Origin of the sequence: Kitasatospora sp. NPDC059577 (genome assembly GCF_042735475.1) — a bacterium.
Classification (GTDB): Bacteria; Actinomycetota; Actinomycetes; order Streptomycetales; family Streptomycetaceae; genus Kitasatospora.
This window is the reverse complement of sequence record NZ_JBHWBZ010000068.1, coordinates 36,549-49,990: the sequence shown is the minus strand read 5'-3', so window position 1 is coordinate 49,990 and position 13,442 is coordinate 36,549. Positions and strand designations below refer to the sequence as shown.

General features: G+C 76.0%; 7 protein-coding genes. 2 read left to right on the top strand and 5 right to left on the bottom strand.

Annotation, left to right across the window (positions count from 1 at the left end; all coding sequences use genetic code 11):
- Positions 1 to 195: 195 nt before the first annotated feature.
- The gene (locus ACFV0O_RS35440; RefSeq protein ID WP_380348057.1) at positions 196 to 990 is read left to right on the top strand and encodes a hypothetical protein; all 795 of its coding nucleotides are present in this window, start codon (positions 196 to 198) and stop codon (positions 988 to 990) included.
- A gap of 604 nt (positions 991 to 1,594) precedes the next feature.
- On the opposite strand, the gene ACFV0O_RS35435 is transcribed toward ACFV0O_RS35440, so the two are convergent.
- A complete protein-coding gene (locus ACFV0O_RS35435; protein ID WP_380348055.1) occupies positions 1,595 to 2,407 on the bottom strand; it encodes a TrmH family RNA methyltransferase in 813 nt (270 codons plus the stop codon).
- Positions 2,408 to 2,634: 227 nt separating this feature from the next.
- Here ACFV0O_RS35435 and ACFV0O_RS35430 point away from each other — a divergent pair, with 227 nt between their 5' ends.
- A complete protein-coding gene (locus ACFV0O_RS35430) occupies positions 2,635 to 5,241 on the top strand; it encodes a SpoIIE family protein phosphatase (RefSeq protein WP_380348053.1) in 2,607 nt (868 codons plus the stop codon).
- 36 nt (positions 5,242 to 5,277) lie between these two features.
- Here ACFV0O_RS35430 and cobA read toward each other — a convergent pair whose 3' ends face one another.
- The 4 genes from cobA to ACFV0O_RS35410 form a co-directional block, all read right to left on the bottom strand.
- Positions 5,278 to 6,525 (bottom strand): uroporphyrinogen-III C-methyltransferase, encoded by a 1,248-nt coding sequence (gene cobA / locus ACFV0O_RS35425; RefSeq protein ID WP_380348051.1) that lies wholly within the window; start codon positions 6,523 to 6,525, stop codon positions 5,278 to 5,280.
- A gap of 107 nt (positions 6,526 to 6,632) precedes the next feature.
- The gene (gene cobT / locus ACFV0O_RS35420) at positions 6,633 to 10,565 is read right to left on the bottom strand and encodes a nicotinate-nucleotide--dimethylbenzimidazole phosphoribosyltransferase (RefSeq protein ID WP_380348050.1); all 3,933 of its coding nucleotides are present in this window, start codon (positions 10,563 to 10,565) and stop codon (positions 6,633 to 6,635) included.
- 515 nt (positions 10,566 to 11,080) lie between these two features.
- A complete protein-coding gene (gene cbiE, locus ACFV0O_RS35415) occupies positions 11,081 to 12,337 on the bottom strand; it encodes a precorrin-6y C5,15-methyltransferase (decarboxylating) subunit CbiE (protein ID WP_380348048.1) in 1,257 nt (418 codons plus the stop codon).
- 206 nt (positions 12,338 to 12,543) lie between these two features.
- Positions 12,544 to 13,203: a GNAT family N-acetyltransferase gene (locus tag ACFV0O_RS35410; RefSeq protein WP_380348046.1), complete on the bottom strand. Its 660-nt coding sequence runs from the start codon at positions 13,201 to 13,203 to the stop codon at positions 12,544 to 12,546.
- Positions 13,204 to 13,442 lie beyond the last annotated feature (239 nt).

Genomic DNA, 13,442 nt, shown 5'->3' with positions numbered 1-13,442 from the left:
TTGTTTTAAGTGCCGTGGGCGGGGGCGGGGGGGGGCCGCCGGGCCCGCGGGGGCGCGGGCCCTGCGGCCGGGCCCCCGCACGGGGCCTCCGCGCCGCTCCCCCGGCCCGAGCCGACACCCGTCACCCGCCCGCTGCGGGCACGTCCGGACCGCCCGCAGACACCTCCGCCGGCCCGGCCCGGCCCCCGCGACCGGGTGCACCCCCGCGAACGCCAGCACACCCCCGCCCCCGGCGGACGACCCGGCACCGCGCGCCAGCGGCTGCTGCGTCAGCGGCTCGTCGTCTTCGTCACCGTGACCATCGGCGTCGCGCTGGCCATCGCGGCGGCACAGGGGTGCGAGAACCGGGACAACCAAGGTCTGCGGCCGCCGACCGGGGCGGTCGCGGCCACCGGCGCCCGTACCGGCGGCGGCGAACTGTCGGTGCCGGACTCGTCGGTGGACGTCGCCCCGCAGGCGCCGGCCGCACCGCTCCCGGCGACCGCCCGCAGCGGCGGCGCGGACGGCGCCCTGGGCGCCCCGCAGGGGCCGGTGCCGGCCGTCGACTGGCCGAACCGCAGCTACCCCGACGGGGCCGGCGGGCCCGCCGTCGCCCTGAAGGACGGACACTCGGCCGGAGCCGGGCCCCAGGTCGCGCTGAGCGCGGTGCTCCCGGCCCGGTACAAGGGCCTGCCGGCTTCGGTCGTCGTCCTGCGACGGGCGGAGGGGTCGGCACCGGTCGACCTCGTCCAGCTCTACACCTTCGCCGGGGACTCCCCGGTCGCCGCCACCTCCCGCACCTCGGCGGCGGACCCGCAGGCGACGGCGGCCTGGCGGCTGGACGGCAGCACGGTCGTCCGCGAGGAGCGCACCGCCGTCGGCGCCGTCACCACCACCCGCTACACCGTCCGCGCCGACGGCACCCTCGACGAGTCCTGGCCCGGCGCCCCCAGCGGCCCCACGCCGCCCCCCGTGGCCGCCCCGGCCCCGCCCACGGCCCCGGCGAACTGACCCGGGCGGGCCGACAGGCCCGGTGCGGCGCCGGACGTCGGGCCGGCCGACTTCTCGTGCGCCTGGCCGGAAGCCGACGAGCGAGCGGCGCCCCGTGCGGGACAGGTGCACGAGGGCCGGACGGACAGAAATCCGGGGCACCGAGAGTGCGACCCGGTGCGCCGGTACGGACGGGCGGCGCGGGACGTCGGGTGGGCCGACTTCTCGGGTGGTCGGGCGCCGGCTCCGGTGGGGATGGCGTCGAGGTGCTTCGCGGCCGTCGGCACCAGAAGTCGATCCGGCCGACTTCCTGCGGCGCGCGGGCCCTCTCCCGGCACGAGCTCTGCAGGAGGAGGGTTCACCACGGACCCTGAGGGCCACCGGCGGCCCGGGTCAGGCCCCGCGCGGGACGTCCGATCGGCCGACCTTCCCTGCGGCGGGGGGCACTGCGGGCGCGCGGGACGTCGGGTGGGCCGACTTCTCGGGTGGTCGGGCGCCGGCTCCGGTGAGGACGGCGTCGAGGGGCTTCGGGGCCGGAGAGGCCCGACGGGCCGACCTTCCGTGCGGCGGGGACAGTGCGGGCGCGCGGGACGTCGGAGCGGCCGGCGTCCCGTGGCGCTCCGGGTCAGGAGGCGGGGGTGGTGACGGCGTAGAAGACCACGGCTGCGGCGGCGCCGACGTTGAGGGAGTCGATGCCGTGGGCCATGGGGATACGGACGGGGTGGTGGGCCGCGGCGATGGCCTGGGGGGTGAGGCCGTCGCCTTCGGCGCCGAGCATGAGGGCGGCCTTGGGGAGGCCGTGCGGGGCGAGGCCTGCGAGGTCGACGGCGTTGTCGGCGGGGGTGAGGGCGAGCAGGGTGAAGCCGGCGGCACGGACCGTGGCGAGGCCGGCGGGCCAGGGGTCGAGGCGGGCGTACGGGACCGCGAAGACGGCGCCCATGGAGACCTTGACGGCGCGCCGGTAGAGCGGGTCGGCGCAGTCCGGCGAGAGCAGGACGGCGTCCATGCCGAGGGCGGCGGCGCTGCGGAAGATCGCGCCGAGGTTGGTGTGGTCGACCAGTCCTTCCAGGACCGCGACCCGGCGGGCCCCGGCGAGCACGTCGGCGGCGTCCGGGAGGGGCTTGCGCTCCATCGAGGCGAGGGCGCCGCGGTGCACGTGGTAGCCGGTGACGGCTTCGGCGAGGGCGGGCTCGACGACGTGGACCGGGGCGTCGGCCTCGGCGATGACGTCGGCCATCACGTCCAGCCACTTCGCTGTGAGCAGCATCGACCGCATCCGGTAGCCGGCGGCGAGGGCGCGGCGGATGACCTTCTCCCCCTCGGCGATGAACAGGCCCTCGGCGGGTTCGCGGCGGCGGCGCAATTCGACGTCGGTGAGGCCGGTGTAGTCGGCGAGGCGGGGGTCGGCCGGGTCGGTGATGGTGCTGGGTTCGGACACCCTGCGATCTTGCCAAGCCGGGGCGGCGAAGGCCAAACGGCCGACAGGACGGGGTGGTCCCCGGCTAGTCGGAGTGCAAATATGACCGTATGGCCCGTTATCCGGGCCGATCCTGGGCTCCGTCGGCCAATGGCGCCACTGGCTCCGCCGGCCCCTCCGGTGGGCGCCCACACGGTCGGCCACAGCTGCCGCACGCGAAGCGGGCGTGGCCGGTGTGGCACCGTTCGGTGGCCGGGCAGGTATTCGCGCTGCAGATCCTGGTCGTGCTGCTGCTGGTGGCGGCGGCCGTGCTGGCGTTGGTGGTGCAGTCGCACAGGGACGCCGACAACGAGGCGCGCAACCGATCGGTTTCGGTCGCCCAGACGTTCGCCAACTCGCCGGGCATGGTCGAAGCGCTCCGCTCCCCCGACCCGAGCGCGATCCTGCAGCCGAAGGCGCAGTCCGCCCGGATCGGCTCCGGCGTGGACTTCATCGTCGTCCTGAACAACCAGGGCATCCGGTACACCCACCCGAACCCGGCCAGGATCGGCCAGAAGTTCGTCGGCACCTACGAACCCGCGCTGCACGGCCAGGTGGTGACCGAGCACATCACGGGCACGCTCGGCCCGCTGGTGCAGGCCGTGGTCCCGGTCTACGCGCCGGACGGCCAGGTGGTCGGGCTGGTCTCGGCGGGCGTCACCCTGGCGAACGTCAGTACGGCCAGTGAGCGTCAGTTGCCGGTGGTGCTGGGCGCGGCGGCCGGCGCGATCGGGCTGGCCACGCTCGGGACGGCACTGATCAGCCGTCGGCTGCGGCGCCAGACGCGGGGGCTGGGCCCGATCGAGATGACCCGCATGTACGAGCACCACGCGGCCGTGCTGCACGCGGTGCGCGAGGGCGTCATGATCGTCGGCGGCGACGGGCTGCTGCTGCTCTGCAACGACGAGGCACGCCGGCTGCTCGACCTGCCGCCGGACGCCGAGGGCCGTCCGGTGACCGAGCTGGGCCTGGAGCAGGTTCCGCTGGAGCTGCTGACCGCCAACCGCCAGGTGACCGACGAGGTCGTGCTGGCCGGGGAGCGGCTGCTGGCGGTGAACGTCCGGCTGACCGACCAGGCCCCCGGCGGCGCGGGCGGCTGCGTCGCCACGCTGCGCGATTCCACCGAACTGCTGGCGCTGTCCGGCCGGGCCGAGCGCGCGCAGCGGCGGCTGCGGCTGCTGTACGACGCCGGGGTGACGGTGGGCAGCACGCTGGACGTGACGCGGACGGCGGAGGAACTGGCGCAGGTCGCGGTGCCGCGGTTCGCGGACTTCGTCACGGTCGACCTCGCGGAGCAGGTCCTGGCGGGCGAGGAGCCGCCGACGGGTTCCACCCTGGGGCGGATGCGACGGGCGGCGGTGGCGGGCGTCCGGGAGGACGCGCCGTTCTACCCGGTGGGCACGGTGCTGGACGTGGTGCCCGCGACGCCGCTGGCCGGGGCGCTGCACAGCGGTGAGCCGGGTCTGGAGCCGGACCTGGCGCAGGCCCGGCAGTGGCGCGATCAGGACCCGGAGCGGTCGGCGCAGGTGCTGGCGTACGGGGTGCACTCGCTGCTGCGGGTGCCGCTGCGGGCGCGCGGCGTGCTGCTGGGGGTGGCCCGGTTCTGGCGGGCGCAGCGGGCGGAGCCGTTCGAGACGGACGACCTGGCGCTGGCCGAGGAACTGGTGTCGCACGCGGCGGTGTGCATCGACAACGCGCGCCGCTACACCCGGGAGCACGCGATGGCGGTGACGCTGCAGCACAGCCTGCTCCCGCGCAACCTGCCGGCGCAGAACGCGCTGGACGTGGCGCACCGCTACCTGCCGGCCCAGGCCGGGGTGGGCGGGGACTGGTTCGACGTGATCCCGCTGCCGGGCGCGCGGGTGGCCCTGGTGGTCGGTGACGTGGTGGGGCACGGGTTGCACGCGGCGGCGACGATGGGCCGGCTGCGCACCGCGATCCACAACTTCTCGACCCTGGACCTGCCGCCGGACGAGCTGCTGGGACACCTGGACGAGCTGGTGAACCGGATCGACCAGGACGAGGCGGCGAGCGGCGAGAACGCGGGGCTGACCGGGGCGACCTGCCTGTACGCGATCTATGACCCGGTGTCGCGGCGCTGCACCCTGGCCGCCGCCGGTCACCCGCCCCCGGCAGTGGTGGACCCGGAGGGCCGGGTGGTGTTCCCGGAGCTGCCGACCGGGCCGCCGCTGGGGCTGGCGGGACTGCCGTTCGAGACCGCCGAGCTGGAGCTGGCGGAGGGCAGTCGGCTGGTGCTGTACACGGACGGACTGGTGGAGGACCGCGACCGGGACATCGACGAGGGGCTGGAGCTGCTGCGTGCGGCACTGGCCGGCGAGCCCCGCACGCCCGAGCAGACCTGCGCGGACGTGCTCGGGGCGATGCTGCCGGCGCATCCGCAGGACGACATCGCGCTGCTGGTGGCGCAGACCAGGGTGCTCGCGCCGGACCAGGTGGCGGAGTGGGACGTGCCGTCCGACCCGGCGGCGGTGGGTGCCGTCCGGGGGGAGGTGGCCCGGCGGCTGGAGGCCTGGGGGCTGGACGAGGCCTCGTTCGTCACCGAGCTGATCCTGAGCGAGCTGGTGACCAACGCGATCCGCTACGGCTCCGGGCCGATCCGGGTGCGGCTGTTGCGGGACCGCGCGCTGATCTGCGAGGTGTCGGACGGCAGCAGCACCTCGCCGCACCTGCGGTACGCGGCGACCGAGGACGAGGGCGGGCGCGGGCTGTTCCTGGTCGCGCAGTTCGCGGACCGCTGGGGGACGCGCTACACGGCGACCGGGAAGGTCATCTGGACGGAGCAGCCGTTGGAGTAGGAAGTCGGCCGGGCCGACTTCCCGCTCCGGCCGGGACTACCGCTGGAAGGCGGCGGCCAGGACGTTGACGACGTCGCCGACGACGATGACCGCAGGGGGCTTGACGCCCTCCGCCTCGACCACCGCGGCGACGGTGCCCAGGGTGGCGTCCACCCGGCGCTGGGCGGCGGTGGTGCCCTCCTGGACGATCGCGACCGGGGTGTCCGCCGGGCGGCCGAACTCGACCAGCCGGGCGGCGATCGCGCCGATCTTGTCCACGGCCATCAGCAGCACCAGGGTGCCGCTCATCTTCGCGGCGGCCTCCCAGTTGGTCAGGGAGCGCTCGTCGTCCGGACCGACGTGGCCGGAGATGACCGTGAACTCGTGCGTCATGCCGCGGTGGGTGACCGGGACCCCGGCCGAGGCGGGGACGCTGATCGAGCTGGAGATCCCGGGCACCACGGTGACCGGCAGGCCGGCCTCCGCACAGGCCAGCAGTTCCTCGCCGCCACGGCCGAAGACGTACGGGTCGCCGCCCTTGAGCCGGACCACGAACTTGCCGGCCTTGGCGTGCTCGATCAGCGTGCGGTTGATCGCCTCCTGGGCCATGAAACGGCCGTACGGGATCTTGGAGGCGTCGATCACCTCGACGTGCTCGGGCAGCTCGGCGAGCAGCTCGCGCGGGGCGAGGCGGTCGGCGACCACCACGTCGGCGTCGGCGAGCAGCCGGCGGCCGCGCACGGTGATCAGGTCCGGGTCGCCCGGGCCGCCGCCGACCAGGGCGACGCCGGCGCCGTGCGAGCGGTACTGGCGGGCGGCCAGCGAGCCGTCCCGCAGGCCGTCCACGATGGCGTCGCGCAGGGCGGCGGAGTGGCGCGGGTCCCCGGTGAGGACGGCCACGGTGGCGCCCGCGTCCCGGCCGCTGGCCGGCGTCCAGGCGGTGGCGGCGGAGGCGTCGTCGCTGCGCGAGCAGAACACCCGGCCGCGCTCGGCTTCGGCGCTGACGGCCGTGTTGACGTCCTGGTCGTCGGTGGCGACCAGGACGTACCAGGCGTCGGCCAGGTCGCCGTCCCGGTACGGGCGGGCGTGCCAGGTGAGCTCGCCGGCGTCGGCCATCGCCTGGACGGCCGGGGTGGTGACGGGCGATATCAGGTGCAGCTCGGCCCCGGAGGCGATCAGGGCGGGCAGCCGCCGCTGGGCGACCTGGCCGCCACCGACCACGACGACACGGCGGCCGGCCAGCAGCAGGCCGACCGGGTACGGGGTACGGCCCTCGGTGCTCGGGTGCGGGGTGGGCGCGGTCATCGACGGTGCTCCTGATCGGGGTGAGGGTGTGGGGACGGTACGGCGAGACGCCGCTCCGCGGGCCGGCGCGCCCTCGGGCCGGTCCGCGGAGCGGTGCGAGGTGCGCGTCAGGCCTTCTCGGTGACCCCGGCGGAGTCGAAGGTGGCTACATCGTGCATCGCCCGGGCCGCGCTCTGCACCAGCGGCAGGGCCAGCAGGGCGCCGGTGCCCTCGCCGAGCCGCAGGTCCAGGTCGATCAGCGGACGCAGGCCGAGCTTCGCCAGCGCGGCCTGGTGACCGGGCTCGGCGGAACGGTGGCCGGCGATGCAGGCGGCCAGCACCTCGGGTGCGATCGCCTTGGCGACCAGGGCGGCCGAACCGGCGATGACGCCGTCCAGCACGACCGGGGTGCGCAGCGAGGCGGCGCCGAGCAGGAAGCCGGCGATGGCCGCGTGCTCCAGGCCGCCGATGGCGGTGAGGACGCCGACCGGGTCGTTCGGGTCGGGCTGGTGCAGGGCCAGCGCGGCGCGGATCACCTCGATCTTGCGGGCGTGGGTCTCGTCGTCGATGCCGGTGCCGCGGCCGGTGACCTCGGCCGGGTCCAGGCCGGTGAACACCGAGATCAGGGCGGCCGAGGCAGTCGTGTTGGCGATGCCCATGTCGCCGGTGACCAGTGCCTTGTTGCCCGCCGCGACCAGGTCGCGGGCGGTCTCGATGCCGACCTCGATGGCCTTGAGGGCCTCCTCGCGGGTCATCGCCGGGCCCTGGGTCATGTCGGCGGTGCCGGGACGGACCTTGCGCGGCAGCAGGCCGGTGGCCCGGCCCTGCTGGACGGCCTCCGGCAGCTCGGCGGCCACGCCCACGTCGACCACGCAGACCTCGGTGCCGATCTGCTTGGCGAAGGAGTTGATCACCGCTCCCCCGGCCAGGAAGTTTCCGACCATCTGGGCGGTCACCTCCTGCGGCCACGGGCTGACGCCCTGGGCGTGCACGCCGTGGTCGCCGGCGAAGATCGCCACGCAGGCGGGCTCCGGGATCGGCGGCGGGCACTTGCGGGACAGCCCGGACAGCTGGGCGGAGATGATCTCCAGCATGCCGAGCGACCCGGCCGGCTTGGTCATCCGCTTCTGCCGGTCCCAGGCTTCGCCGAGCGCCTTGGCGTCCAGCGGGCGGATGCCGCGCAGGGTCTCGGCGAGCAGGCTCTGCGGCTCCTCGCCGGGCAGCGCGCGGTTGCCGTACTGCTCCTCGTGGACGACCCAGGACAGCGGGCGCTTCTTGGCCCAGCCCTGCTGCTCCAGCTCCGGCTCGTCCGGGAACGAGTCGACGAAGCCGACGCACAGGTAGGCGACGACCTCCAGGTGCTCGGGCAGGCCGAGCTCGCGGACCAGCTGCTCGTCGTCGAAGAAGCTCACCCAGCCGACGCCCAGGCCCTCGGCGCGGGCGGCGAGCCAGAGGTTCTCCACGGCCAGGGCGGCCGAGTACGGAGCCATCTGGGGCTGGGTGTGCCGGCCCAGGGTGTGCCGACCGCCGCGGGTGCGGTCGGCGGTCACCACGATGTTGACCGGGGTCTCGAGGATGGCCTCGATCTTGATTTCCTTGAACTGCTTCGCCCGGCCCTTGGGCAGCGAGTCCGCGTACGCCTCGCGCTGGCGCTCGGCCAGGGCGTGCATCCGCTTGCGGGTCTTGCCCGAGCGGATCACCACGAAGTCCCAGGGCTGCGAGTAGCCGACGCTGGGCGCGGTGTGGGCCGCCTCCAGGACGCGGATCAGCACCTCGTGCGGGATCGGGTCCGGGCGGAAGCCGTTGCGGACGTCGCGGCGCTCGCGGATCACCTGGTGGACGGCCTCTCGGCCGAGCTCGTCGTAGCCGGGGGCGGCGGGGCCGCGCGGCTCGGCGGGTTCCTCGGGCTGCTGGTCCTCGGGCTGCGGCTCCTCGGACTGCTGGTCCTCGGACACCGGCTGCTCGGCGGCCGACGGGTCGACGGCGGGCTCCTCGGTGGCCTGCTGCTCGGACACCGGCTGCTCGGACACCGGCTGCTCCGCCTGCTGGTCGGCGGGCTGCGCGGCCTGCGGCTCCTCGGCGGCGGGGGCCTCAGGGGCCTGCTCGGCGACGTCGGCCGGAGCGACAGCGGCCTCGGCCGGAGCGGCGTCGGCGGCTGCGGCGGGCGCCTCGACCGGAACCTCGGCCTGCTCGGCGAGCGGTTCGGCGGACGCCTCCGCCGGGGCCTCGGCCGGCGCGGCCTCCGGCTGCTGCGGCTGCCCGGCCTCGGCGGCGGACTCGGCGGCCGGCTCGGCAACAGGCTCCGCGGCGGTCTCGACCGGGGCGGCAACGGCCTCAGCCGGCTCGGCGGCGGGCTGCTCCGGCTCCTGCGTGACCGCTACGGCGGGCTGCGCCGCCTCGGCAACAGGCTCCGCGGCGGTCTCGACCGGGGCGGCAACGGCCTCGGCCGCGACGGCCGATTCGGCCGGGACCTCCGCCTGGGCCTGTTCCGCGGGCTGCTCCGCGGGCTGCTCGGCGGACGCCTCCGCCGGGGCCTCGGCCGGCGCGGCCTCCGGCTGCTGCGGCTGCCCGGCCTCGGCGGCGGGCTCGTTGACGGGCTGACCGGACGGCATCTCCCCGGTGCCGGCGGCGGTCTCGGCGGTCGGCTCGACGGCGGCCTCCGGCGCGACGGCCACGGCCTCGGCACCCTCGCCGCCCTGACCGGGCTCGCCGACGGGAGCCACCTGGAGGGCGTTATCGCCGTCGACGGTCTGCGGCACGTCGGCGGCCGCTATGGGCGCGGGCTGCTGCGGTGCCGCGGCCTCGGCCACCGGGGCCTGCCCGGCCGCCTCGACCTTGGGCAGGCCGTGCGGGGTGGGCGCGGCGAGGAAGGCGGAGATCCGGCGCTGCGGACCGGCCGGAGCGGCCTCGGCCTGCTCGGCGGACGCGTCGACGGCAACGGACTCGACAGCCACGGTCTCGACGGCCACGGATTCGACGGCGACGGTCTCGACGGCGACGGAGTCGGCGGGGACCGGTGCGGCGGGAGCCCCGGCCGGGACCTGCTCGACGGCCGGCTCGGCCACGACGGCCTGCGGCGCGACGGCCACGGCCTCGACACCGGACTCCGGCGCCACCTGGACCGGAACGGGCTGGACGCCCTGGACGGCCTCCGGCGTCTCGACGACCTCGATCACCTCGATCGCCCCGACCGTCTCCACGGCGAGCATCGACTCGACCGGCTGCGAGGCCAGCGGCACCTGCTGGACGTCCTGGGCGAGCGGCAGTTGCTGACCGTCAGCCACCGGAGTGCCCGGGACCAGCGGAACGACCGGCGGCGCCGCCGGCGTCTGAACGGCCTGCGGCGCGACGGGCGGCGTGGCCTCGGCCATCGGCGGCCGGCCGACGACCGGGATGCCGTGCGCGGGCGTGCCGCCCTGCGACGGGCCGCGGTCGGCCAGCGAGCGCACCGGGACCTGGCCGGTCATCAGCGACGGGTCCGGGATCGGCGGGCCGGCGTGCAGCGGGCGGCGCGGCTGAGCCTGCGTCATCGGCTGCTGCACCTGCGGCTGCAGCGGGACGGGCTGCTGCTGGACGTGCTCGGCGCCGAGCGCCGGCGGGTCCACCGGCGGCCAGGACGGCTCGACCGGGGTGCCGTCCTGCGGCGACGCGAGCGTCATCTGCTCGGCCGGGACGGACGCCATCGTCTCGCCCCAGGAGCCCTGCGGGCCGGGCATCAGCAGCACGTCGTCATCGTCGTCCAGGCCGTCCGGCGAGTCGGGCTGGTCGAGGAAGTGGAAGGCCGGGCGCTGGGCGCCCTGGTCGACGGCCCACCCCTCGCCGGGGACGCCGGGGACGCCGTAGCCGGGCTGGCCCTGCGGCGGGATGACGCCGGCACCCGGGGGCATCCCGCCGAGCGGTCCGCCGAGCGGGGCCGCCGGGTTCGGGATCATTCCGCCGTCCGTCGCGACGCCCTGCAGGGGTGCAACGCCCGCGACGCCCTCCGGTCCGCCGAGCGGGTCGGGCCCGGCGTGCAGGTGCTCCGGCAGTCCCTCGCCCGGGACGTGGCCGCCATCGGTCATTGTCAAAGCTCCTTCCAGGCCGCTGCCGCGCCCTTGGCGACACGATCCGATCGCAGCGCCCATCCGCACGGGCCGGGCCAGCACCGACCCGCCCCTCAACCACACGCGGCCGCCGCGCCATGGCGCTGCGGCCCAAGTCCATCCGGTGCGCCGCGGCACCCCGGCCCGGCGCACCGCCACACGGGGCGGCGCATCGTCTGAAACAACGACACCCCGGAGCAACCGGCACGACCGCACCGGACCCTACGGCATTCTCCAGGTCCGGCACGAGGCCCGTCGAATTGCCCACACTCCGAGCGGAACCGGGTTGCACCACGTCAAAAAGGTGACAAACCGACCGAATCGGGTGGGTCGCCGACAGCTGCAGCCGCCCAGGACGTCACACTACCGGCCCGGCGCGGTCACCTCTCGAATCGGTGTCCGGATGCGACCTGGATCACCGTCCGCACCGCGCGCGGACCGCGCCCGCGCAACCGTCCGCACTACCGCGCGGCCCCGGCGCGCGCCCGAGGTTTTCACACGATCTGCTCACCCCAGAGCACGAGCGCGCCGGTTCCGCCCGACCCCAGCCCCAGCCCGCTGCCCTCCCCCGCGGACGCCAGCGGGGTCGACTGGAGCAACGCGCCGTCCGCCCGGTACCCGGCCTCGTCGATCGCCCGGCGGACCTCCTCCGCCTCGGCGAAGGTCCGGGCCAGCGCGACGAACCGCTCCGGCCTGCGGGCCAGCACGGCGCGCACCACGTCCGGCCCACCGGACTCCACCACCGCCGCGTCCGGCTCCGGCAAACCGCCCAGCACCTCGGGGCCGCTCCCGTACACTGCCTCGATCTCGACGCCGTACCGCCGGGCGTTGACGGCCAGCCGGGCACAGGCCGAGCGGGAGCCCTCGACCGCGACGACGGCGGCGCCGAACCGGGCCGCCTCCACCGCGAGGGCGCCGCTGCCCGCGCCGACCGACCAGACCAGGTCCCCCGGACGGGCACCCAGACGGGCCAGTACCAGGGCGCGCACGTGCGCGGGGAGCGTGTCCGGCGCGCCCGTTTCACCACCCGTGCGCCCGGCGCCCGCGTAGGCGTCGCCGGGGAGCGCCCAGCCGCGCTCCGCGCCGGGGTAGCCGACCGGGCGCCCGGCCAGCCAGCCGGCCGCCTGGTCCACCGGGGCGGCCTGGGCGCCGCCGCCGATCACCAGCACCACGTTGGGGTCGCGCCAGTCGTGGTCGGCGATCCGGTCGGAGGTGAGGACGGTGACGTCCTCCTCGGGGGTGCCGAGGGCCTCGCAGACCACGAAGGTCCGGTGCACCCCGCGCAGCATCAGGGCGAGTTCGGCCGGCCCGGCACCCGGGGCGGTGAGCACCGCCACCTTGGGGTGGGCCCGGCAGATGTTGGCCGCGCGGCGCAGCCGTCCGCCGTGGGCGCTGACCACCTGGGCGTCCTCCCAGGGCATGCCGGCCCGGGCGAAGGCGGTGGCGACGGAGGAGACGGCGGGCAGGACTTCCAGTTCGAGGCCGTACTCGGGGCGGCGCAGGGTGCGCACCACGCCGAAGAAGCCCGGGTCGCCCTCGGCGACCACGACGGCGGCGCCGCGGTGCTCGGCGATCCGGCGGGCGGCCTGCCGGACGTCGCCGAGGGTGATCCGCTCGGCGGCTTCGGGCACCGGGAGGGCGCCGAGTTGATAGGGGGCTCCGGCCACCAGGGTCGCCGCGGCGAGGGCCGCACCGGCGGCCTCGGTCAGCGGCGTGCCGTCCCACCCGATGACCGTGATCCGGTCAGCCATCTGCGGCCGTTCTCCCTCGACTCGTTGCGCCGTTCCGTGCGCCACCCGGTGCGCCGTGCTGCCGCACCGGTGCAGAGGCTACCGGGTGTGATCCCCCGGGGACGGACATCTCGTACACATGTCCGTGGCGGGCGGGCGGACAGACGGACGGTCGTCGGCGGTCCGGTCGCCGGGCTGCCCCGGTCCGGCGGTCCGGTCGCCCGGCGTCAGTCGCGCAGCACGTAGCGGTGGTCGCCGTGCCAGCCGTGCCGGTGCAGTCCGGGCGACTCCAGGTCCTCCGGGAGCAGGCTCCAGAGGATGAGGTCGCTGCGGCTCTCCCCCGCGGTCCGGCTGCCGGGGGGCGCGCCCACCGCCTCGCCGGACTCGCGCACTATCCAGGCGCTGCGCAGCACACCCTCGCTGATGCCGCCGATCTTCTGGGCGACCTGCTGGGCGGCGGTGTTCCCGGCGGCGGTGCGCATCTCCAGGCGCAGGAAGCCCCGGTCCTCGAACAGCCACTGGGCGACGCCGAGGACGGCCTCCGGGGCGTACCCCTCCCCGCGGGCCCAGGCGGCGGTGATGTACGAGATCTCGGTGCTGCGCAACCGCCAGTCGGTGTTGCGCAGTTCGACCAGGCCGACCAGGCGCTGGGTCAGGTGCTCGGTGACGGCGAGGACGATGCCGCGCCCGGTGGCCCGGTGGGCCGGGGCGAGGGTCCGGGCGAGTTCGGCCGCGTACGCCTCGGTGAAGGGGTGCGGGAGGTCGGTCCAGGCCAGGACGAGGTCGTCGGCCATCATCGTGGCCAGACCGGGGGCGTCGTCCTCCGCAAGGGGACGCAGCAGCAGCCGTTCGGTGCTGATCGCGGTCTCGGGGAAGCTCGCTGCCATGCCGTCTCTCCTCGCCGGGTCGTGAACACAACACCGTACGCCTCCGTCGCACTCCGGGTACCACCTGGTGCGCCGCGCGCACGACGGTACGTCAGAACGCCGTCGCCCGGGGGCGTCCCCGGTGCATACTGCCCGACCGGGCCCCCGCCCCCGGGGGGGGGGGGGCCCGGGGGGGGGCGGGGGGGGCGGCGGGGGGGCCCGTCAGAAGTCCGGGGTGACGCAAAACACGGCGCGGTAGA